Below are 20,948 nucleotides of genomic sequence, written 5' to 3' on the forward strand. Positions count from 1 at the left end.
ACAATAGGCCGGGATCGCAGCCATTGTCACCGCCGCCAGGTTATCTTCGGCCGCGCCGCTGCATCATGTCTGCCCTGTCGGCAAAGGAGGCCCGCCTTGGGCCGATCGCCTCGAACTGGGCTTTCTGCTCATCGTTCAAGGTGGTGTAGAAGTCATCGAGCGCCGTGCGCACCTGCTTGACCGCCTGCAGCATGGTATCCAGCCGCTTGCCGGCGGCAGCGAGCCGCGCCGACGGTGTGGCGGCTTCCTCGGGCCGGCACGACGCGCTCAGCATGTCGGCCGCCTTGGCGCTTGCGTCCTGCAGCGCGGCAAGCTTGGCCTTCTGCGCATCGGTCGGATGCAACCTTGCCTCGACTTCCTCGGTCGGCCATTGCAAGCTCGATGATTGCGTGACGTCACAGGGCCGCGCAAACGACCTGTTACGGCGCCGCTCGGTCTTCCTCTCCTGATCTTCGGCGACCGCGTTCAGCCGCGCTTTCTGCTCGTCGTTCAGGAGGCCGTAAAACTTGTCCAGCGCCGGCTGCACGGTCGCGACACCTGATATCATCGCCTCGATGCGTTGCTGCATCGACGCAAGCCGGCCGGACGCCGTCAATGCGATCGAGGTCGGGCACGCCGCCTTGATCTTCTGTGCCGCCGTCACCGATGCATTAGCGAGATCGTCGAGGGCTGCGCGCTGCGGCTCGGTCGGTTCGATCGTCTGCGCGATCAGGTCGATCGGGAGCCCGGCGATTTCGCGGCTATCCTCACCGCATAATAGCGCCAGCCGGTCCGGCCCGGTGCCGGGAGAACCGCGCGGTGGCAGGTAGCCCGCAAGACCCTGATAGTCGTAGGGCCCGAACAGGCCGGCATAAATGTCGTCATAGCCATAGTACCAGAACGGCGCGCCGACACCCGGCCCCCACAGCGCATAGTCGTAGAGATCGTAATAGGCGAACGGCCAGAACAGCGGCCCGACCCAGCCGTATCCGCCATTGCCGTGTCGCCACCAGCCGCCGCCTCTGGATCGTCCGTATTGCCAGCCTGCAAGCGCCGCGCCCGCGGTAACGCTGGCCCGCATGGCCGGACTGTGCAGTGCGGCGGTGTGGCGATAGCTGCGGGCGAGCGCGCGCGAGTTCAGCGCACGGCCGCTCCCGGCAAAGTTCATGCGAGATGCGGAGAATGAACGGTGTGCGGAGAATGAACGGGCCGATCTGGCATGAAAATGGCCGCCGCCATGATGCCGGCCGCCGAAATGAGCGTGGCCATGACCGCCGCCACGATGCCCACCACCGTGATGGCCGCCGCCGTGACCACCCCCATGCCCGCCACCATGACCGCCGCCGCCTCTCGCGATGGCAAAGTCCGCCACTGACAGCGCCGTCGCAAAAACAATGACGGCAATTCCCAGTCCGAATTTTGACATGGCATGTCCGATCATCGCTGGGCCGCGAGCTTGACCGCACGGTGATGAACGCCGACTGAACAATAAGGTTCCCGCGCCAGCGAGGCCGCGCCCTCCGCAACCCGCCCTGTGCGGCGGACCGGTTGCACCTGAACAAGGCTTATGAAAACTAATCCGGACATCATCGGCAGGACTTTCCCATGCGAATTTGCGTTTTCGGTGCGGGCGCCGTCGGCAGCCATTTTGCGGTGCGGCTCGCTCTGGCAAGACATGACGTTTCCTGCGTCGTGCGGGGTGCGCATCTGGATAACGTGAAAGCCAACGGGCTGACGCTGCGTGTTGGAAATGGCGAGTTCAAGGCGAAGGTGAGCGCATCGAACGATCCGGCCGCGCTGGGCCGGCAGGACGCTGTCATCTGCACGCTGAAAGCCACGGGCCTCCCCAGCCTCGCGGACGGGCTGCAGCCGCTGCTCGGCGAGGATACCGCCGTGGTGTTCGCGCAGAACGGCATTCCCTGGTGGTATGATATCGGGCTCTCGCCAGGGCATCCGCCGGTGCCGGATCTGGCCTTCCTCGATCCCGGCGGACGCCTGCGCACCGCGATCCCGAAGCAGCTTATCGTCGGCGGCGTGGTGTTTTCATCCAACGAAGTCGTAGCCCCCGGCGTGGTTGCGAACCTTTCGCCCGAGCGCAACCGGCTCCTGATCGGCGAATGCGACGACCGCCAAAGCGAGCGGGTCGCACGGCTGCGCGCGGCGCTCAACGAGGCTGCGATCGACTCGCCTGATGTCGCCGAGATCCGGGAGACGATCTGGTCAAAGCTCCTGACCAACATGTCGATGTCGGTACTGTGCCTGTTGACCGGGCAGACCGCGCGCGCCGTGCGCGACGATCCTGATCTCGCCGGGATCGTGCCGCGCCTGCTCGACGAGGCCAACAGCGTGGCGCAGAGCTGTTTCCCCGCCGTCAAGCGCGTCACGCGCTCCGGCCCCGCGCCGGATCACAAGCCGTCGATCCTGCAGGATTACGAACTTGGCCGCGCCATGGAGATCGACGTGCTGGTCCGCGCGCCCGCCGCATTCGCGCGCGCCGCCGGACTGTCGACGCCGATGCTCGACATGATGGCGGCGCTCGCCATCCGCCAGGCGCGCGACAAGGGGCTCTACACGGGCTGAAAGCCCTGCTGTTCCAAACCCGGTCAGAGCGCCTCCAGTCCCAGCCGCTGGAACAGCTTTCGGTCGGCCTCGTCCTCCGGATTGCCGGCTGTCAACAAAGTGTCGCCGACGAAGATCGAATTCGCCCCCGCAAAGAAGCAGAGCGCCTGCATTTCATCGGTCATGGCCGAGCGGCCCGCCGACAGGCGGACATATGATTTCGGCATCATGATGCGCGCCAGCGCAACGATACGGACAAACTCGATTGGCGCGATCGGCGCCGCTTCGGCGAGCGGCGTACCGGCGATCGGAATCAGCATGTTGATCGGAACGCTTTCCGGCGGCTCGGCGAGATTCGCAAGCACGACCAGCATTTCGACGCGGTCGGTTTCCTCCTCGCCCATGCCGAGAATGCCGCCGCAACACACTTTCATGCCGGATTGCCGGACATTCTCGAGAGTGTCGAGACGATCGGTGAAATTGCGCGTCGAGGTCACCTGCGGGTAATAGCGCTCCGACGTATCGATATTGTGGTTGTAGTAGTCGAGCCCCGCCGCGCTGAGGCGGTCCGACTGATCGCGATCCAGCATTCCCAGCGTCATGCAGGTCTCGAGCCCGAGCGCTTTCACCGCGCCGATCATTTCAACGATGGCATCCATGTCTCTCGGCTTCGGATTGCGCCACGCCGCGCCCATGCAGTAGCGCGTCGCGCCGCCGGTTTTGGCTTTGCGTGCCTCGGCGACGACCTTTTCGACGTCCATCAGCTTCGAGGCGGCAAGCCCCGTCGAATGATGCGAGGACTGGCTGCAATAGCCGCAATCTTCCGGGCAGCCGCCGGTCTTGATATTGAGCAGCTTGCTGAGCTGGACGCGGTTGGGATCGAAATGCCGGCGGTGAATGGATTGCGCCTTGAACAAGAGATCGTTGAACGGCAGCTGGTAGAGCGACCAGGCCGCCTCGCTCGTCCACTCCGGAGCGTCCGCAAGCGGCGCCGTCACAGTCACTTCATCCCGCACTTCGAGCATCCTTCAATTCTCCGATCCTGATTGCCCCGCGCGGCCGTCATCGCATGCTGGCGAAGCTGACGCCAGCGGCGCGCGCCGCGCTTGTAAAAATTGATCGCCCGCGCAAACCGGCATTGACCGTGCAGCGCAGCTCGTATCACTCTCGACCCCGTTCAATAAAAAGAAACGGGAACCGAGCATGCATGTCAAAGGCAAGGTCTGCGTCGTCACGGGAGCTGCGAGCGGCATCGGCGAAGCGGTGGCGCGTGCCTATGCGGAGGCCGGGGCGCGCGGTGTCGTCATCGCCGACCTCAAGACCTCGCGCGACAGACTGGCCAAGGTCGCAGGCGATATCGACGGCTTGCCGATCACGGCCGACGTCGGACTTGAAGAAGACATCAAGGCACTCATAGCCGCGGCCGAAGACAAGTATGGGCCGGTCGACGTGTTCTTCTCCAATGCCGGCCTGTCGCGCAAGGGACAGGAGAGCGCCTCCGATGCCGATTGGGACGTGAGCTGGCGCGTCCATGTCATGAGCCATGTGTTCGCGGCGCGTGCCCTGGTGCCAGACATGCTCGCGCGCGGCTCCGGCTATCTGCTCAACACCGCGTCCGCGGCTGGCCTGTTGGCGTCGCTGAACTCAATGCCGTATGGCGTGACGAAAAATGCGGCGGTCGCGCTCGCCGAACATCTCGCCATTCAATATGGCGACCGCGGCATCTGCGTGTCCGTGCTCTGCCCGCAGTCGGTTCAGACCGGCATGACGACGCCGGGCCCGAGCGCCGCGCGGGTCGACGGCGTGCTGCAGCCGCCGGAGGTGGCGCGCATGGTGATCGAGGCGATGGCGGAAGAACGCTTTCTCATTTTGTCGCACCCGCAGGTCGCCGAATACATGCAGCGCAAGGCGTCCAACCGCGACCGCTGGCTCACCGGCATGCGCCGGCTGCGCGACAAGATCTACGGCGCGCCGCAACAATAGTGTTTTCGAGCGAAGTGGATGCCGGTTCGCGTAAAGAAAACGCGTGGCGGAAGGACTAATGGTAATGAACCAGTTTGAAATTGAGTGCCGCTACTTTTGCTGGCCGTAAAACAGCACCCACACGGAAAAATCCTCCGAAATGTCCTCGAAACCATGGGGAGCGTGCGCGGCACAGAACAGCACGTCGCCAGGACCAACTGCGGTTACCGTTTCCTCGACTCGATAATGGCCGCTTCCGGAGGCGACGAAATAGAGTTCATCGCGTTGATGCGGGACCTGCGGTCCGTTGGTGGGACGGGCGGCGAATCTGACCTCAAGATCACCGTCAACGAACACTTCGGACGATCTCCCTGGCGTCCGTGGCAGAGCGAGCGCGGCGGCGAGCGACACTGGCGGCGGCGTGCGATCCATCGTTCTCCCTCCCGACAAGGAAACAAGGATTGCACATCATACGGCAATTTCAAGCTGAGACACTTCCGGACTAGTGAGTTCGGACCCTAGTCTGAGGTCTTTGGCGCGAATGGCGCCAACACGCCGTCGTATTTCTTCACGCCCGGCGATGCGTAGGAACCGCGGCGCGACGTCGCGAGCTTCAGGCCGGCCAGCGCCTCGGCCTGCTTCACCGCGGCCGCTACGCCATCGACGACAGGCACATCAAATTTCCGCGACAGTTTTTGCGCGAGATCGGCCATCCCCGCGCAGCCCAGTACGATCGCCTCCGCGCCCTTGTCGAGCGCGCGGGCAATCTCGGCTTCCAGTTTTGCTTCCGCGCCCGAGCCGGGCTTTTCCAGATCGAGCACCGCGACGTCGCAGGCGGTGACCTGCACCCTCTCGGCAAAGCCATAGCGGCGCACCAGCTCCTCGAGCGGCACGATCGAGCGCGGCAGCGTGGTGACCACGGCGATGCGCTTTGCAATTTGTCCGGCTGTTACCAGCGCCGCCTCGCAAGTGCCGACCACGGGAAAACGCGCAGCGGTGCGCGCGGCGTCGAGCCCGGTGTCGTCGAAACATGCAATAATCGCCGCATCGGCGTCCGGCGCACTCATGAGCGCCTGGATAAGGCCGGGCACGGCGAACGCCTCGTCGTAATAGCCCTCGATCGAGACCGGCCCCATCGCCGACGTGACGGCGGATATTTCGGTGCCGGGGCTAGCGACAGCGCGCGCGGCGGCACCGATCGTTTTGGTCATCGACGCAGTGGTGTTCGGATTGACGATCAGGATTTTTGTCATGGACGCATGGTAGTGCGTATCGCGCGAAGCGCAACTCTATCCCTGTCGTCCCTGCGCAAGCAGGGACCCATACGCCGCGGCCTGCGGAAAGGGCACGATGGGAGACGGCTTTCTTCAACAATGCGCATTCGTGGTTTTGGGTCCCTGCGTTCGCAGGGACGACATCTGAGTTAGCCCACGGCCTCATCCACCCACGCCGCGAACGCATCCAGCGCCTCGCCCATCACCTCGCGATCATTCCGCCCCGAACTCTTCAGCACATGGAAGGAATGATCGGCGCCGTCCAGCAAATGCAGCGTCGCGCGCGATCCCAGGCTTTTGACGACAGGCTCAAGCAGGCTCAGCTCCGCCAGCGCATCGCGCGTGCCCTGCAGGAACAGCATCGGGATTTTGACATCGGCGAGATGCCTGGCGCGGTCGCTGGAAGGCTTTCCGGCCGGATGCAGGGGAAAACCGAAAAACGCCAGCCCTCGCACGCCGGGCAAGGGTGAAAGCGCCTGCGCCTGCGATGTCATTCGTCCGCCGAACGATCGGCCGCCCGCGATCAGCGGCAGTGCGGGACAGCGTCGCCCGGCTTCCGCCACCGCCGCCCGCACCGCGGCGTGGGCGACCTTGGGCGCATCGGGCCGCTTGCTGCCTTTTTCCATATAGGGAAACTGATAGCGCAGCGTCGCAATGCCGCGCTCGGCGAGACCGGCGGCAACCGTTTCCATCGACGCATGGGTCATGCCGGCGCCAGCCCCGTGCGCGAACACGTAACACGCGCGGGATTGCGTCGGCTGGATCAGCAAGGCGGAGACCGCTTCATCGGGGCCGGTCTCGATTCGGATCGATTGCGCCTCGACGGCCTTCATGTGATCTGACCGATATCCAACTGCATGATCGGGACTCTATACTGGAAACAGCCTGGCGAAAGCCGAACCGGCCGGAAACCTCATGGTTCGGGAAATCGGATTTATGGACAGGTCTTTAGCGCCACTATAAGATGGCATCATACTCAACCGCACGCCGAGGGTGATTCGCCCTCCGGCGTTTTTTGATAACAGACGGATATTGCGCGCTTGCAGCGCAAGTTTTGAGAAGGGGCAGGCCATGCGTGGCAAGAGGATCGCGAAAATTGTGATCGCGCTGGCGATCGTCGGCATCGGCTATGCCGCTTTCAAGGACGACATCGCCGCGCTGTGGGAAGATTTGCATGTGAAGATCGTGGAGCGTCCCACGCCGAAGAAAACCGTCTGGCTCGACCAGGGCATCAGCAAGAACAAACTGAGCTGGTTCTATCACGCCGATCAGGGCACGCGGACCTTCGGCTTCCCCTATGAGTGGTTCATGGCGCTGGAGCAGCCGACGATTTCGTGGCTGCCCTTCGCCAAGGTCGGTCTCTTCAGCGACACCGCCTATCTCGACCGCTATGGCTTTATCCCGGATACCATTATTCCCGGCAAGGAGGCACTTCCGATCGGGTTCGCGAAAGGTACCCCGATGCTCGATCCGACGGGCGCTGTATGGCGCAACCCGCGCACCAAGAAGGAGATGATCAGTGTCGGCCTGACCTGCGCGGCCTGCCACACCGGCAGCTTCACCTACAAGGACACCGCCGTCGTCATCGACGGCGGACCGGCGCTCACCAATCTCTTCGCTATGAAGCAGGGCATGGGCATCTCGCTCTTGCTGACGCGCTACTGGCCCGGCCGGTTCGACCGCTTCGCCGAGCGCATCCTGGGACCGGACGCCACGCTCGACGACCGCGAAACGCTGAAGACCCAGATCGACCAGGTTCTCAATCAGTACAAGCAGGTCAAGAACCTGGAAGAGCGCGTCGCCTCCCAAAGCATCCTGGAAGGTTACGGACGGCTCGACGCGCTCAACCGGATCGGCAACCAGGTGTTTTCACTGGACCTGAACAAGCCGGAAAACTACCGGGGCTCTTCAGCGCCGGTGCATTTCCCGCGCATCTGGAACACGCCGTGGTTCGACTGGGTGCAGTATAACGGCTCCATCATGCAGCCGATGGTGCGCAACGCCGGCGAATCGCTCGGCGTATCGGCGGAGCTCAATCTGACCGACCCGTCGAAGGGTCTGTACAAATCGAGCGTCGATGTGAAGTCGCTCGACGACATGGAGCAGATGATCAAGGGCGATAAGCCGCCGAACGCGAAGGACAAATTCTCAGGCCTGCAATCTCCGAAATGGCCGGGCGACATCCTGCCGCCGATCGACCAGAAGCTGGCCGACAAGGGCGCCGACCTCTACAAGACCCATTGCCAGGAATGCCACCGGCCGCCGGTGACGAATGAAGCGTTCTACGATTTCAACAACAAGGACTGGTGGACCAAGAACCAGGCCGGCGAGGCGATCCTCAAGGTCGAAAATATTCCGATCTCGCATATCGGAACCGATCCCGCACAGGCGGCAGACATGCTGGCCCGAACGGTCGCGGTGCCCGAAAATCTCGGGATCAAGAGCAGCAGCTTCGCGTTCGCACTGGGCGAACTGGTCGAGAAGACCGTCAACTACATCTACGACCAGAAGAAGCCGCCGGTGAGCTCCGCGGAGCGGAAGCGGATCGACGGATATATGCCGAACGAACTCCGGGGTGAGCTTGCCTACAAGGTCCGTCCGCTGAACGGTGTCTGGGCGACGCCGCCCTATCTGCACAATGGTTCGGTGCCGACCATCGACGATCTGCTCGGAGATCCCGAGAAAAGGCCGGCGACATTCTATCTCGGCAGCCGCGAATACGATCCCGTGAAGCTCGGTTACAAGACCGACCCGATCACCAACGGGTTCGAATTCGACACCTCCATCCGCGGCAACTCGAACCGAGGCCACGAATTCAGGAAGGACTACAGCAAGGACAAGGAAATCAAGGGCGTGATCGGGCCGGCCCTGTCGGTGGACGATCGAAAGGCGCTGATCGAATATCTGAAGACGCTTTGAGGGACGCCGCGACGGCCGGGCAAAAGCGCGGAGCGCGTCTTCGCGTCAGATGACCCGACGCGGCTTGCGTCACAGATGGATCGGGCGGCCCGCCTTACCGGCTGGCGACCAGCCGCAAGCGCGGCTTGATCGTCTCTTCCAGTTCGACCTTGAGCTGGTGCACGCGCGGATCGCCCGAGCGCGCCGCGCACACCGAATATTGGTTGACCGAGCACGCCAGCGCGCGCCGCTCTTCGGGCGTCCGCGTTACCTGCGGGCTGGACAGCCGCAGCACCATCCCGCCGAGTTGCACCAGCATTTCGTCGAGCGCTTGATCCATTCCGGCAAATTGATCCATCGCACCACTCCCTCAGGAAGGAGTTAGGAATAATGAGCAGCGCGCCGGCCCGTTCCCCGCGCATGCTTGTTTACGGATAACGAGAAGTAAACGGGGCACGACTCTATCAACGCGCGACGCGCATCTGCTTGCCGGGCTCATTATCAATTGAAGGAAATCGGCCGATCCGCTTAGGCAAAACGCCGCGATTGCGACGGCCGCGCCCGTTACCTATGCTGCCGCTTGTTCCGCAACGAGGCGCTCCCCGCATGATTCCACCGCTCGATCCCGTGGTCGCCCAGATTATTCCGCTGCTGCCGCTGCGCGATGCCGCGACGATGACGCCGCAGAGCGCGCGCGATGCGCTGCGCGCGCTGGCGGCCTCGCGCGCCGCGGTTCCGCCACCGCCGGTGATAAGCGCGGAGGACATCAAGGTGAAAGGCGCCGCCGGGTTCCTCAACGCGCGGGCCTACCGAAACTCAAGCGAGAAGTCGCCGACGGTGGTGTTCTTCCATGGCGGCGGCTGGGTTGCCGGCGATCTCGACACCCATGACCGGCAGGCGCGCTGGCTGGCGATCGAGACCGGCGCGGTCGTCGTCTCGGTCGATTATCGCCGCCCGCCCGAGGTACGGTTTCCCGGCGCGTTTGAGGACGCCTTCGCAGCGACCAGGGACGTTATCGCCCGCATCGCCGAATTCGGCGGCGACGAGGGGTGCGTCGGCGTCGCCGGTGACAGTGCCGGCGGCAATCTGGCGGCCGCCACCGCGATCGCCTGCCGCGATGCCGGCATCGGGCTGTCCGCGCAACTGCTGGTCTATCCCGTCACCGACGTCGCCGGAAATTTCGCGGATACAGAAGAGAACGCGCGCTTTCCCTCGCGCAGCGAGAACGCGGAAGGCTATTTCCTCACCCGCGCCACCATGGAATGGTTTTGCGGCCATTACCTCGCAGACAGCGCGCACGGCACTGACTGGCGCGTGTCGCCGCTGCGCGCCAAAAACCTCGCGGGGCTTGCGCCCGCGATCGTCGCGACCGCCTGGTTCGATCCGCTCCGCGACGAGGGCAAGGCCTACGCCGACGCGCTAAAGGCCGCCGGCGTTCCGACCGGCTATTACGACGGCCTCGGCCTCATCCACGGCTATTTCGGCCTCGGCGAAGCCTCCGAGACCGCCAAACGCGAAGCGCAACGCGCGCGGGCGGATTTCAAGGCGCTGCTGGAAAAGGGCGCGTAGCAAGCGGTTGCGCCATCCGGCCGAACGACGGCCGATCATGCCGTTTCGATCGTCACCTGACCGGCAAGGCGCGCGACATCGTCCGGCCGGCACAATTCCGTCCCGGGATGGAGCAGGGCCGCAGCGCCGGCAGCGACCGCCAGGCGGAAGGAGTCTGCGCGCGATGCTCCCGAAGCGAGCCGCCAGATCAGCGCCGCCAGAAAGCTGTCCCCGGCCCCGACCGCACTCCGCGGCGTGATCGGGATCGGCGGCGCACGCAGGACCTCGTCGCGCGTCACGAGCGCCGCGCCAAGGTGGCCCATCGTCAACGCGACGACGGTCGCCTTCCCCGTTTCGACAAGCTGCTTTGCGGCAACTTCCCAAGCGTAAGCGTCCGATGGCTCGCTTCCGGTCAGTTCACGCATCTCGCGCAGGTTTGGCTTGATGAGATCGACGCCTTCGGCCGTCGCTGCGGCAAGCGCCGGTCCCGACGTGTCCAGAACAAACCTGGCGCCGCGCTGCTTTGCAATCCTCGCTACCTGGGCATAGAAGTCGTCAGGAACGCCATCGGGCAGGCTGCCGCTTGCGACCAGGAAGCGAGGAAAGGGCTCGAGTGCCGCAACCAGCTTCAGGCATTGCTTCCACTCGACCTCGTGAAGCCGCGGGCCGGGAAGAATGAAGCGGTATTGCTTGCCCGCACTGATTTCGTCGACAAAGAAATTTTCCCGCGTTTCGCCCGCAATCATCCAGGTGTGGCTGGCAATGTCCTCCTTATCGAGCAATTGCCGCAGCAGCTTTCCGATCGCTCCGCCCACCGGGTAGATCGCGCGGGCATCGCCGCCAAGCCGCCGGATGACCCGCGCGACATTGATGCCGCCCCCGCCGGGATCGCGCCGCTGCGATTGGCCGCGCAGCTTGGCCACCGGCAAGATCTTGTCGACCACCGTCGAGAGATCGACCGCCGGGTTCGGAGTGATCGTGACGATATCGGTCATGTGCTGGTTGGACCCGCGGGTGATCCGCATTTGTGGACCCGAACGTGCTGGCGATCCCGGGAAGACTCGAACTTCCGACCTACGGTTTAGGAAACCGTCGCTCTATCCGGCTGAGCTACGGGACCGCGAACCTGCGGGGCAAGGCAGGTGCTGGGACGCTTCATAGCAAAGCAAGACTGGTATCGCCAGCCCTCCGGAGCGGCCCCCTTGGGTCGCGCGGAAGCATCCCGCTTCAGGGGTCCTAAGATGGCGAGAACCGGCGTGCTCACCGAATTTGGGCGACGGGTTCGACTGGGTGCCCGCGCCGGGAACAGCTAACGACGAGCGCCCATGCCGGGAACGGGTTAGATGTCAGCGCGTACCGATGCGTTGGTGTCGCAGCAAGAAGCCGGCAAAATTGCTGCGTCCATCATTCTCCGTTGCGGCCGGTTGCCACCCGACATGAGCGGCCATTTCAACGCGCGGGGCGAGAATATGTTTCCGAAGAAAGACGCATTTCCTCGTCGTCGCACGGGACTCCTGCGCCGCAAGCTCTGGCGTACTCCGAACTTCTCCGAGACGCTTAGGAACATTCGTTCGCGCGTTCTGTTCTAGAGCAACAGACCAAATACGGAGGAGGATACAATGCAGAAATTCTTAGCCGCGGCGCTCCTGAGCGCCGCCGTCTTCAGTGCCCCCGCCTATGCGCAAACCGCCCAGCCTACGGATCGTGCGGCGCCGGCCGCGACGACCGCCGGCTCGCATGAAAAGATGATGCTCAAGGGAAACTGGCGCGCCTCCAAGCTCATGGGCCTCGACGTCTATAACGAAGCCAATGAAAAGCTTGGCGACATCAATGAGCTGATCCTGGACAAGAACGGCAAGGTCAATGCCGTGGTCATCGGTGTCGGCGGCTTCCTGGGCATGGGCGAGCACGACATCGCCGTTTCCATGGACAAGCTCAAATTCATCGAAGAGCCGGTCCGCACCAGCTCGACCGCGCCCGCGACGACGACGCGGGAGACAACGACCAAGGAAACAACGACTGGCGCGGCTACGACCACCACCACGACCGCACGCAGCAGTAATGCGAACGACTGGACGCCCGACCACGCCGTGATGAGCGGCAACAAGGAGCAGCTCAAGGCGATGCCGCAGTTCAAGTATTCAGACTACAACTGAGGCGTCCGGCGCTTCGGCTGATCAAGGCCCCACCCTGGTGGGGCCTTTTTCATGAGCCGATCAAAAACTGAGGCGCTGTCGCGACCAAGCGCGTCCCGCAGCCGCTACGCCTTGATATTGTTCTCGCGCACGACCTGGCCCCAGATGCTGACCTGCTTGGCGAAGAACGTCGAGAACTCCTTGGCGTCGGCGAGCAGCAGCGTCATCTGCTGTGTATCGCGCAATTGCGCGGCCACGGCCGGCTCGCTCAGAATCTCCTTCACCGATTTCGCCATGCTGGCGATGATGTCGGGCGGGGTGTCCTTGGGCGCGAAAACGCCCCACCAGGCCAGCGTCTCGAAGTCGGGGAAGCCTGCTTCAATGGCGGTCTGCGTGTCCTTGAGCACGGACATCCGCTCACGTCCCATTTGCAGGATCGGACGCAGCATGTTGGTGCCGAGTTGCGCCGTCACCAGCGCCGCCGAGCCCACGATCAAATCGACATGGCCGCCGAGCACATCGTTCATCGCCGGGCCGCCGCCGCGGTAGGGCACATGCGTGATCTCGACGCCCGCCTTCTTGCCGAGCACCGTCATCGCCAGATGACCGAGCGTGCCGATGCCAACGGAGGCATATTTCACCGCGCCGGGGTTTGCCTTGCAGGCCGCGACGACGTCGGCAAAAGTCTTGTACGGCCGCTCGGCGTTCGCGGCGACGACGTAAGGCGCGGTGCCGACCAGGAACACCGGCACCAGATCCTTCTCGACGTCCAGTCCCGGCTTTTCGAGAATCGAGGGGATGACCGCGTGCGAGTCGAAGGTCACCAGGAACGTCGCGCCATCAGGCGCGCTCTTGGCGACCTGGATGGCGCCAAGCGAGCCGGCCGCTCCCGACTTGTTTTCCACCAGCACGGTGCGGCCAAGCTTCGTTTGCAGATGGGACTGCAATAGCCGCGCCAGCGCGTCGGTGGAGCCGCCCGGCGGGAACGGCACCACCAGCGTCATGTTCTTTGCCGGCTGCGCCAGCGCCGGCGTCACCGCGAACGCGGCCGACGCCGCAAGCAGATTGCGTCTGGTAATCTTCACCAAGTGTCTCCTCCCGATTGTGGCTGCGCTTTTTTTGTTGTTGTTCGCAGACTTGTCCTAAGTGCCGAAGCCGGACCCGGCCTTTTTGTACTCGGGCCGCGGCGGGCTGAAGATGTCAAGCACGCGCGCGCCGTCCGGTCCAGCCCGCATCGTGTGCGGCACATTTCCCGGCGTGCGCCAGAAATCGCCCTTCCCGACCGGAATCTCCTCATCCCCCTGAACCCGGATGGCCGAGCCATCGAGCAGCACGCCCCATTGTTCCTCGGGGTGGTGATGCAGGGTGCCTTGCGCGTGCGGCACCAGCGTCACTACCGACAGCATCGCGTGCTCGCCGGAGAAGATTCGCGTCGTGACCCCGGACGCGAGTTCGCGAAACAGGCCGTCGGCCGGATTATCCAGATTGTGAAATTCGTCCTTCTGACTCATCGTTCCTCCGTCAGCGCGGTTGCGCATCGATCAAGCGCTTCAAGATTTGCCGTAGCTGCCCTGGTAGCGGCCTTCGCGGATCGAGATGATGGTTTGCTCCTCGCGCGCGATCTGGGCGCGAACAGCTTCCAGCAAGGTGGCGGCCGTCGCCGCGGGAAACGACACCACGCCGTCCTCGTCGCCGACCACAATGTCGCCGGGGGAGATCACCGAGCCGCCGATCGAAACCGGCACGTTGATTTCGCCCGGTCCGCTCTTGTAGGGCCCGCGGTGGATCGCGGTGCGGGCAAAGCAGGGAAAGTCGGACGCAGCGAAAGCCGCGACATCGCGGATCGCGCCGTCGATCACATAGCCGGCGGCGCCGCGATACTCGGCGATGGTCTTCATGATCTCGCCGACCAGCGCCCGCGTTTCGTCGCCGCCGCCGTCGACCACGATCACGTCGCCCGGCCCGACCAGCTCGAGCGCCCGGTGGATCGCGAGATTGTCGCCCGGCCGCGTGCGCACGGTGAACGCGACGCCCACCAGCTTGCTGCCGCGATGGAACGGGCGCAGGCCTACGGCGCCCGGCAGCCGGGCAAGATTGTCGCTGATCACAGAGGTCGGCGCCCCCCTGAATGCCTCGATCAGGTCAGGCGCGGGCTTCGGCACGCTCGTCATGGCCGTGGTGATGCTCATAAAGATTGTTTCCCCCAGCGGCTCCGGCACGCCGGCACACGGTTTTGGTTTGGCGGCCACTTGATGGCTTCGGTCGCGGCGAAACAATTAGCATTCCGCTTGAGCAGGTATAATGGATTTGGATGGGTCAGGCGGCCCGCCTTTCGCTCAGATTTGTGCCCGGCCGGGCGCCGATCGCGCAATAAGCCGGAGGCGGAGAGGACGTACGACCCGGACTTGTCCGATCGTTGAAACGCGAACCCGCGCAACGTGCAGCTATCGCCCCCGATAACCGGAGCGCGACGGTCAGAGGGTCAGGCTCTCCCTAAGTCATTCAAATCACTCAGTAGTTTTACGCACATTTGATATAGATCAAAACAAATTGTGACAAATGCTGCATCATTTTTGACCAGTCCCTCTCCCCGGTTGGAGACCGACATTTGCCTTTGCCCGTTCTTTTGCCGGAGAAATTTCATGCGCACAGCCAGCTCACTGGCGACCCGCCTCGCCTTTAATAATATCGACGCAAAGACCGTTGCGCTGCTCAAGGAAGCCCGCGAGTTCGTAATCCCTGCGATGCCCGCCATCCTCGACGGGTTCTACGATCACGTCGGCCGGTTTTCGGAGACGAATACGTTCTTTCGCAACCGCGAGCACATGATGCACGCGAAGGCGATGCAGATGAAGCATTGGGCCATCATTCTCGAAGGGCGCTTCGACGCCGATTATGAGGCCTCGGTCACCCGTATTGGCGAAGTCCATAACAAGCTCGGGCTCGAGCCGCGCTGGTATATCGGCGGCTACAATGCATTGTTGTCCGCACTGGTGAGCGAGATCGCCCTTCGCGTGCCGGGCCGCCTGCTGGACCGGGGTTCAGCGTCGAAGAGAGCGGCCATGCAGCAGGCGGTCATCAACGCCGCCATGCTCGACATGGATATCGCCATCACCGTCTACATCGACGCAGGATGCCGCGACCGGCGGCAGATGCTGGACGGGCTGGCCGGGAACTTCGAGGCCGCCATCGGCGGCGTGGTCGATGTCGTCGCATCCGCGGCGACCGAATTGCAGGCGGCGGCGCAATCGCTGCAGGTGGCGACGGGGCGAACCTCGACGCAATCGAACCTCGTCACGGCGGCATCGCGCGAAGCCACGGCAAACGTCAACGCGGTGGCCGCCGCCGTCGAGCAACTGACGAACTCCATCCGCGAGATCGGCGAGCGCGTCAGCGATTCCGCGCGGATTTCCACCGAAGCAAGCCAGAAGGTCAATACGGCCGGCGAGAAGATGCAGCAATTGTCGACAGCGGCCCAACAGATCGGCGCCATCGTCGACCTGATCACCAGCATTGCCGGCCAGACCAACCTTCTGGCCTTGAACGCGACGATCGAAGCCGCCAGGGCCGGCGACGCCGGCCGAGGTTTTGCCGTGGTTGCCCAGGAGGTCAAGTCGCTCGCCGAGCAGACGGCCAAGGCGACCGCGGAGATCGCCACACAGATCTCCGACATCCAGAAGTCCACCACGGAATCGGCGAGCGCCATCACCGACATTGTCGGCGTGATCGGCTCGATGAGCGAAGTGTCGACCGCCATCGCCTCGGCCGTCGAGCAGCAGGGCGCGGCCACCAACGAGATTTCGCGCAACGTCCAGCAAGCCGCCGCCGGAACCAACGATGTTTCGAAAAATATCGAGGAGGTAACGCGCGCCGCGGAAGAATCCGGAGGCACGGCGTCCAACGTGCTCGAAGCCGCGGGCGAATTGTCACGGCAGTCGGAAATGCTGCGCAACGAGGTTTCGAAGTTCCTGGCGACCGTGAAAGCCGCTTGAAATCTTCACGCCGGCCACACTTCTTAACATGGTCTTAACCAGGCCGGCCGAGGCTGATACCGAAGATTCGCGCCGCCGGTCACATCGAGATGCTGTTCCAGAACCTTTCGCCTTCACCGGCGCTTTCGATCACGCAATTTTTCGACATTGACGCCTTCCGGCCGGCCGAGTTTGTCGCCGATGCGCGCAGCGTCCCGCTGAATCTTGCGAATTTCCATACCGCGCGCGCGATAGTGCAGCTGCCCTTCTGCCAGGTCGCCGTGCTCACCTCGTTTCCCCGCATTGTCGATGTCAGCTACCGCGCGGCGCATGGCGTCGTCATGTTCCAGCTCGAGGACCGCCACGAGGTGTCGGTCAACGGCATGTCCGTGAACCGTCCGGCGTTTATCAGCATGCGCGGCAACGTGGATTTGCAGTTCGTCGAACCCCGGGGATCGCTGCACGCGATCATCACCCTTGGCGCCGGCCTGCAGGACCGGGAATGGTTCGATACGCCGGACGAGCTGTGCCCGTTCACGCCGGACGCCGACGCTCTGGCGACGGTCAGGTCCGTCACGACAGGTATTTTGCAGGCGGCTTCCGCCAGACCTGAGCTGTTGCAGGAGCCGCGCTCGGCGCTTGCCTTCCAGGAAAGCCTGCTGCTCGCCATCGATGAGATGTTCCGCCGCAGCCGGCCACCGGAATTGGCGGGCCGGCTTGCGAGCAGGGGCTATTGCCGCCTCGTTCGCATGATCGACGACTATGTCGCCTTTCATGCCGCCTCGGCGATCTACAGCGCCGACCTCGCCGACCAATGCGGCGTGTCGGTCAGAACCCTGGGCACGGCGGTGGCGAGCGTTCGCGGCATGAGCCTGCATCGCTATTTGCGTCTCAAGCAGCTTTGGTCGGCCCGCGCACAACTCGTGAAAGGGTCCGACGCCATCACCGTGACGTCGTGCGCCCGCGCCAACGGCTTTTATCACATGGGCGAGTTTGCAAGACTCTATCGCGCAACGTTCCATGAAACGGCATCGGGGACATTGGCCCGTGCGCGCGGGACTGACTGATTCTTGCCACAATGTGGCGTGCTTATCTGCTCGCCTCCAGATGGTGCGTGATTCTTCGCTGCAGCTTCCTGGGCGCGGCGTGCGTTGCCGTTGAATTTCCTTGATGATTTTCAATGGTATAGCGCTGTGTTCCATCGGTCACATCCACCGGGTAAGGTCACAACGATAGCGGTAAAACCGTGCAATTTCGGCGTGACAGCGCTGCCAAAATGATGACAATCGACTCGATCAAAGTTCCCTAGAGAATTCGACTGGAGCGTACCGTCCGTGATCGCCTCACGTGCATCTTCGTTTGTTGTTGCCACCATCGGGAGCCTCGTCGTGCTGGCACCGGTGCGCTGCGACGCGCAGTGGTGGCGCAGCGCGCCTGTCGATTTCGAATCCTGCGCCGATGTCGCCGAGAAGGCGAAGACCAAGGAAGAAAAGACGGCGAAGCTCGCCGAATGCAACGCGAAATTCGCCGGCCGCCGCAAGCCCGGCGGCGGCTACACCTATTACGATTTCATGCAGGACCGGACCTTCGACATCGCAGGCCCCAACCCGACGCCGGAAGAGCAGAAGAAAATCGACGAGCAATATACCGCCTACCTCGAGCGCGAGCGGCGCAGCCACATCGCCGCGGCGCTGGCGGCCAAGCAGCAACAGCCAGAGCCGCCGCCGGCGCAAGGGTTGCAGCAGGTCTCGCTGCGCACCGAGCAGGCCGCTCCTCTGCTGGCTGAAACCGAAAAGGTGCCGGTGCCGGTGGCAAGTCCGGTCAAGCAGGCGGCACGCATCAAGGCTGCCCAATGCGCCAAGAACCAATTCTCGTGTGAATGGCCGCGACTTTCAGAGAGCATCAACGAACTGAAAAGGCTGTTCAACCCACAGCAGCAGCAGCCGGCCAAACAGAAGAAGAGCTGACACTTCTGTCGTCCCTGCGAATATGTTCGCAGGACGACGTGGGGGTGAGGCGTGCTCACGCGGCGACATCAGCATCAATGCGCGCGCGGCGGCTTCTTGACGCGACGCGGCTTGACGACCGGCGCCACAGCTGCCCGTGACGCCGCCCGCTGCTCCTGCAACCGCGCGTCATAGCCCGGTGACGGCGTCGCCGTCGGCGGCACGGCATAAGCAGGAATCGGCGCCCCCCAGACAGCCAGGGCAGCCACCGTCATTAGCGCCAGACCTGTTCGTTTCATTCGTTTCTCCCTCGGCGCTCCCTCAAATCGCTCGACCAGCCCATTATCAAGCAAGTCGCGCGCGCTCTGCCAAATCAATTCGCAGTGCGAATCTGCTCCGGCGTCAGGCCGGGCGAGCCCTTGGCGTCACGCTCGGCCTGCCGGATCAGTTCCACGATCCGGCGCGACAGCGGCGCCTCCAGTCCACGACGCTCGGCGATCCCGGTGATGACGCCTTGCAGATAATCGATCTCGGTGCGGCGGCCGTGTTTCAGATCTTCCCACATCGACGAGCGCGCCTCGGGATCGATCTTCATCGTCCGTCCCAGCATCGGTTCGAAGATGATGTTGGGCAGGCGCAGCAGTGGCGGCATCCACGCAGGCGGGATCGGCGTCGGCGAGACCGGCTTGATGCCCTCGGCGCGAATCACAGCCAACCCTTCCGCCAGCTGATCGGCGAACAACCGCCGCCATGGACGTGAGCTGAGTTGCCGGCGCAGCGGCAGGTCGGCTAGCGCATTGAGCGCGTTGTTGAGATTGAGCAGGAGCTTGCCCCATTGCACGCCGTCGATATTGTCGGTCGGCCGCATCGTCAGGCCCGGCACCGACAGCTTTTCGGCCGTGCGCGCCTCGTCCTGCTCGATGACGATGTCGCCGGAAGTGGCGCGATGAAACCTCCCCTTGCCGAGCGCCATCACGTTGAACGGCACCATGCCGCCGAGCACGCGCCGCCCCGGCAGGCGGTCGCGGAGGACGGCCGTATTGCCAACGCCGTTTTGCAGGCTGACGATGACGGCATCCAATGGTGCGTGCTTGGCGATGATGTCAGCCATGGCAGCGGTATCCGCGCTCTTGACCGTGACCAGCACGATGCCGGCATCCTCAAAAACGGAAGGATTTTCCGACAATGCGAACCGATCGCGCGTGATGGTCTGGTCAAAGCCTTCAAAACTCGTCGGCCGCAAGCCGTGGGCCTCGATTTCAGCGATCACGCGCGGACGCGCCAGCAGCGCAACGCGGCGGCCGCCGGCCGCCAGCATGCCGCCGACGAAGCAGCCGATGCTGCCCGCCCCCGCAATACCGATCGTTTGGCCCGAAACCATTCGCCACTCACCGCGTTGCACCCGGCTTCGAATAGCAGAGCGCACGGACCATGCCTATCGCAGGGCGCCGGCCGCCCGCTCCTTGTAACCGTCATACGCCGCCGTTATGTTTCACGCGGGGCTACGCAGAGGAGACGACCATGGGTTTACTCGACGTACTCAACGGCATGCAGAATGGCCCGCGCGGCCCAAGCCGCCCCAGCGAACAATCCGGCGGCGGCGGAATGTCGCCCTTGACCATGGCGATCCTGGCACTCCTGGCCTGGAAAGGCATCAAGCACTTCAGCGGCAACCAGACCGGTTCGGCGCCGCAGCCCGCGCCCGGCAATGTGAACGCCGGCATGCCCGGCGGCAGCATGGGCGGTGGTGGACTTGGCGACATGCTGAAGGGCGGCCTGGGCGGACTGCTCGCGGGCGGCGCGGCCGGCAGCATTTTAAGCGGCGGGCTCGGCGACCTGCTGAATCAATTCCAGCAGAAAGGGCTTGGCGATCAGGCCAACTCCTGGGTCAGCAACGGTCCCAACAAGCAGATCGCACCCGGCGATCTCGCCAACGCGCTCGGCGCCGACCAGATCGATCAGCTCTCCGCCCAGAGCGGCCTGTCCCGCGACGAATTGCTGCAAGGCCTCAGCCAGTATCTGCCCGACGTCGTCAATCATCTGACGCCGGACGGACGGCTGCCGAACGAGAACGAATTGTCGGGACGGATTTGACGATGTTTCATCGCGTTTTCGAGCGAAGTGGATACCGGTTCGCGTAGCAATCAAGTTTACGCAGATTGCGTAGACTTATCTGCGGTAGAAAACGCGTCAAACACGAATCTAACGCGGCGTCCGCGCCGCTCTGCTTCATCATCGACGCATCGGAGAGGGACAGCCATGAGCGGCATTATCTGGATCATCGTCGTCGGCTTCATCGCCGGCATCATCGCGCGCCTGCTTTCACCGGGGCCGAATAATCCGAGCGGGTTCATCCTGACCACGGTGCTCGGCATCGCCGGCGCGTTTCTGGCGACCTGGATCGGCCAGGCGATCGGCCATTACGGCCCCGAACAGGGCGCCGGCTTCATCACCGCCACCATCGGCGCGCTGGTGGTGCTGTTCATCTGGAACCGGCTGGTGGCCAGCCGCGTGATCTCGGATCCAGGGAACAGATAGGGACGGCGCTCTCTCCGCCGTCATTGCGAGCGAAGCGAAGCAATCCATAGAGCCACAAGCGATAGAGCCACAAGCGGTTGCATGGATTGCTTCGTCGCTTCGCTCCTCGCAATGACGGTTTAGACCGTAGCCGGATGA

24 protein-coding genes and 1 tRNA gene are annotated in these 20,948 nt (G+C 63.6%); 12 read left to right on the forward strand and 13 right to left on the reverse strand.

Annotated features, from left to right (window positions below):
• Window positions 1–40: 40 nt before the first annotated feature.
• Window positions 41–1,147 (reverse strand): Spy/CpxP family protein refolding chaperone, encoded by a 1,107-nt coding sequence (locus JQ624_RS00260; RefSeq protein WP_249129205.1) that lies wholly within the window; start codon window positions 1,145–1,147, stop codon window positions 41–43.
• 51 nt (window positions 1,148–1,198) lie between these two features.
• On the opposite strand from JQ624_RS00260, the gene JQ624_RS38325 reads away from it, so the two are divergent.
• Both JQ624_RS38325 and JQ624_RS00265 read left to right on the forward strand, forming a co-directional pair.
• Window positions 1,199–1,354, forward strand: coding sequence for a hypothetical protein (locus JQ624_RS38325; protein WP_249129207.1), 156 nt, complete (start codon window positions 1,199–1,201; stop codon window positions 1,352–1,354).
• Between the two features lie 230 nt (window positions 1,355–1,584).
• Complete coding sequence (locus tag JQ624_RS00265) at window positions 1,585–2,559, forward strand: ketopantoate reductase family protein (RefSeq protein ID WP_212416837.1); 975 nt, start codon at window positions 1,585–1,587, stop codon at window positions 2,557–2,559.
• A 23-nt stretch (window positions 2,560–2,582) separates the two neighbouring features.
• Here the strand turns inward: JQ624_RS00265 and bioB are convergent, their stop codons facing one another.
• The gene (gene bioB, locus JQ624_RS00270) at window positions 2,583–3,563 is read right to left on the reverse strand and encodes a biotin synthase BioB (protein ID WP_212416838.1); all 981 of its coding nucleotides are present in this window, start codon (window positions 3,561–3,563) and stop codon (window positions 2,583–2,585) included.
• A gap of 178 nt (window positions 3,564–3,741) precedes the next feature.
• On the opposite strand from bioB, the gene JQ624_RS00275 reads away from it, so the two are divergent.
• Window positions 3,742–4,521: an SDR family oxidoreductase gene (locus JQ624_RS00275; protein WP_212416839.1), complete on the forward strand. Its 780-nt coding sequence runs from the start codon at window positions 3,742–3,744 to the stop codon at window positions 4,519–4,521.
• Between the two features lie 90 nt (window positions 4,522–4,611).
• On the opposite strand, the gene JQ624_RS00280 is transcribed toward JQ624_RS00275, so the two are convergent.
• The 3 genes from JQ624_RS00280 to JQ624_RS00290 all read right to left on the reverse strand — a co-directional run bounded on the left by JQ624_RS00280 (window position 4,612) and on the right by JQ624_RS00290 (window position 6,607).
• Window positions 4,612–4,932: a cupin domain-containing protein gene (locus JQ624_RS00280; RefSeq protein WP_212416840.1), complete on the reverse strand. Its 321-nt coding sequence runs from the start codon at window positions 4,930–4,932 to the stop codon at window positions 4,612–4,614.
• 86 nt (window positions 4,933–5,018) lie between these two features.
• Window positions 5,019–5,753: an aspartate/glutamate racemase family protein gene (locus JQ624_RS00285; protein ID WP_212416841.1), complete on the reverse strand. Its 735-nt coding sequence runs from the start codon at window positions 5,751–5,753 to the stop codon at window positions 5,019–5,021.
• A 170-nt stretch (window positions 5,754–5,923) separates the two neighbouring features.
• A complete protein-coding gene (locus JQ624_RS00290) occupies window positions 5,924–6,607 on the reverse strand; it encodes an alpha/beta family hydrolase (protein ID WP_212416842.1) in 684 nt (227 codons plus the stop codon).
• Between the two features lie 238 nt (window positions 6,608–6,845).
• Between JQ624_RS00290 and JQ624_RS00295 the strand changes: the two genes are divergently transcribed.
• Entirely contained in the window at window positions 6,846–8,693 is a 1,848-nt protein-coding gene (locus JQ624_RS00295) for a di-heme-cytochrome C peroxidase (protein WP_212416843.1), read from the forward strand.
• A 94-nt stretch (window positions 8,694–8,787) separates the two neighbouring features.
• On the opposite strand, the gene JQ624_RS00300 is transcribed toward JQ624_RS00295, so the two are convergent.
• Window positions 8,788–9,030 carry a hypothetical protein gene (locus JQ624_RS00300; RefSeq protein ID WP_212416844.1) on the reverse strand — a complete coding sequence of 81 codons (243 nt, stop codon included), beginning with the start codon at window positions 9,028–9,030 and terminating at the stop codon, window positions 8,788–8,790.
• A gap of 248 nt (window positions 9,031–9,278) precedes the next feature.
• Between JQ624_RS00300 and JQ624_RS00305 the strand changes: the two genes are divergently transcribed.
• Window positions 9,279–10,241, forward strand: a complete 963-nt coding sequence (locus tag JQ624_RS00305) for an alpha/beta hydrolase (RefSeq protein ID WP_212416845.1) — start codon at window positions 9,279–9,281, stop codon at window positions 10,239–10,241.
• A 35-nt stretch (window positions 10,242–10,276) separates the two neighbouring features.
• On the opposite strand, the gene JQ624_RS00310 is transcribed toward JQ624_RS00305, so the two are convergent.
• Together JQ624_RS00310 and JQ624_RS00315 are read right to left on the reverse strand one after the other, a co-directional pair.
• Window positions 10,277–11,215, reverse strand: coding sequence for a 1-phosphofructokinase family hexose kinase (locus JQ624_RS00310; protein ID WP_212417420.1), 939 nt, complete (start codon window positions 11,213–11,215; stop codon window positions 10,277–10,279).
• A gap of 48 nt (window positions 11,216–11,263) precedes the next feature.
• Window positions 11,264–11,340, reverse strand: a tRNA-Arg gene (locus JQ624_RS00315).
• 223 nt (window positions 11,341–11,563) lie between these two features.
• On the opposite strand from JQ624_RS00315, the gene JQ624_RS00320 reads away from it, so the two are divergent.
• Together JQ624_RS00320 and JQ624_RS00325 are read left to right on the forward strand one after the other, a co-directional pair.
• Complete coding sequence (locus JQ624_RS00320) at window positions 11,564–11,809, forward strand: hypothetical protein (RefSeq protein ID WP_212416846.1); 246 nt, start codon at window positions 11,564–11,566, stop codon at window positions 11,807–11,809.
• Between the two features lie 30 nt (window positions 11,810–11,839).
• The gene (locus tag JQ624_RS00325; protein WP_212416847.1) at window positions 11,840–12,376 is read left to right on the forward strand and encodes a PRC-barrel domain-containing protein; all 537 of its coding nucleotides are present in this window, start codon (window positions 11,840–11,842) and stop codon (window positions 12,374–12,376) included.
• A gap of 104 nt (window positions 12,377–12,480) precedes the next feature.
• On the opposite strand, the gene JQ624_RS00330 is transcribed toward JQ624_RS00325, so the two are convergent.
• The 3 genes from JQ624_RS00330 to JQ624_RS00340 are packed head-to-tail and all read right to left on the reverse strand — an operon-like array spanning window position 12,481 to window position 14,544.
• A complete protein-coding gene (locus JQ624_RS00330) occupies window positions 12,481–13,440 on the reverse strand; it encodes a tripartite tricarboxylate transporter substrate binding protein (RefSeq protein WP_212416848.1) in 960 nt (319 codons plus the stop codon).
• A gap of 57 nt (window positions 13,441–13,497) precedes the next feature.
• Entirely contained in the window at window positions 13,498–13,866 is a 369-nt protein-coding gene (locus tag JQ624_RS00335) for a dimethylsulfonioproprionate lyase family protein (protein ID WP_212416849.1), read from the reverse strand.
• Between the two features lie 39 nt (window positions 13,867–13,905).
• Window positions 13,906–14,544: an RraA family protein gene (locus tag JQ624_RS00340; protein WP_212416850.1), complete on the reverse strand. Its 639-nt coding sequence runs from the start codon at window positions 14,542–14,544 to the stop codon at window positions 13,906–13,908.
• Between the two features lie 453 nt (window positions 14,545–14,997).
• Here JQ624_RS00340 and JQ624_RS00345 point away from each other — a divergent pair, with 453 nt between their 5' ends.
• The 3 genes from JQ624_RS00345 (at window position 14,998) to JQ624_RS00355 (ending at window position 18,293) form a co-directional block, all read left to right on the forward strand.
• On the forward strand, window positions 14,998–16,347 hold the full coding sequence (locus tag JQ624_RS00345) for a globin-coupled sensor protein (protein WP_212416851.1): 1,350 nt from the start codon (window positions 14,998–15,000) through the stop codon (window positions 16,345–16,347).
• A gap of 89 nt (window positions 16,348–16,436) precedes the next feature.
• On the forward strand, window positions 16,437–17,393 hold the full coding sequence (locus tag JQ624_RS00350; protein WP_212416852.1) for a helix-turn-helix domain-containing protein: 957 nt from the start codon (window positions 16,437–16,439) through the stop codon (window positions 17,391–17,393).
• A gap of 267 nt (window positions 17,394–17,660) precedes the next feature.
• Window positions 17,661–18,293 carry a hypothetical protein gene (locus JQ624_RS00355; RefSeq protein ID WP_212416853.1) on the forward strand — a complete coding sequence of 211 codons (633 nt, stop codon included), beginning with the start codon at window positions 17,661–17,663 and terminating at the stop codon, window positions 18,291–18,293.
• Window positions 18,294–18,367: 74 nt separating this feature from the next.
• Here JQ624_RS00355 and JQ624_RS00360 read toward each other — a convergent pair whose 3' ends face one another.
• Both JQ624_RS00360 and JQ624_RS00365 read right to left on the reverse strand, forming a co-directional pair.
• Window positions 18,368–18,571 (reverse strand): hypothetical protein, encoded by a 204-nt coding sequence (locus JQ624_RS00360; protein ID WP_212416854.1) that lies wholly within the window; start codon window positions 18,569–18,571, stop codon window positions 18,368–18,370.
• Between the two features lie 74 nt (window positions 18,572–18,645).
• A complete protein-coding gene (locus JQ624_RS00365) occupies window positions 18,646–19,653 on the reverse strand; it encodes a 2-dehydropantoate 2-reductase (RefSeq protein WP_212416855.1) in 1,008 nt (335 codons plus the stop codon).
• A 140-nt stretch (window positions 19,654–19,793) separates the two neighbouring features.
• On the opposite strand from JQ624_RS00365, the gene JQ624_RS00370 reads away from it, so the two are divergent.
• Window positions 19,794–20,366 carry a YidB family protein gene (locus JQ624_RS00370; protein ID WP_212416856.1) on the forward strand — a complete coding sequence of 191 codons (573 nt, stop codon included), beginning with the start codon at window positions 19,794–19,796 and terminating at the stop codon, window positions 20,364–20,366.
• A 165-nt stretch (window positions 20,367–20,531) separates the two neighbouring features.
• Window positions 20,532–20,810 (forward strand): GlsB/YeaQ/YmgE family stress response membrane protein, encoded by a 279-nt coding sequence (locus JQ624_RS00375; protein WP_212416857.1) that lies wholly within the window; start codon window positions 20,532–20,534, stop codon window positions 20,808–20,810.
• The last annotated feature ends 138 nt before the right edge of the window (window positions 20,811–20,948 follow it).

Source organism: Bradyrhizobium sp. AUGA SZCCT0283 (assembly GCF_018130385.1).
Lineage (GTDB): Bacteria > Pseudomonadota > Alphaproteobacteria > Rhizobiales > Xanthobacteraceae > Bradyrhizobium.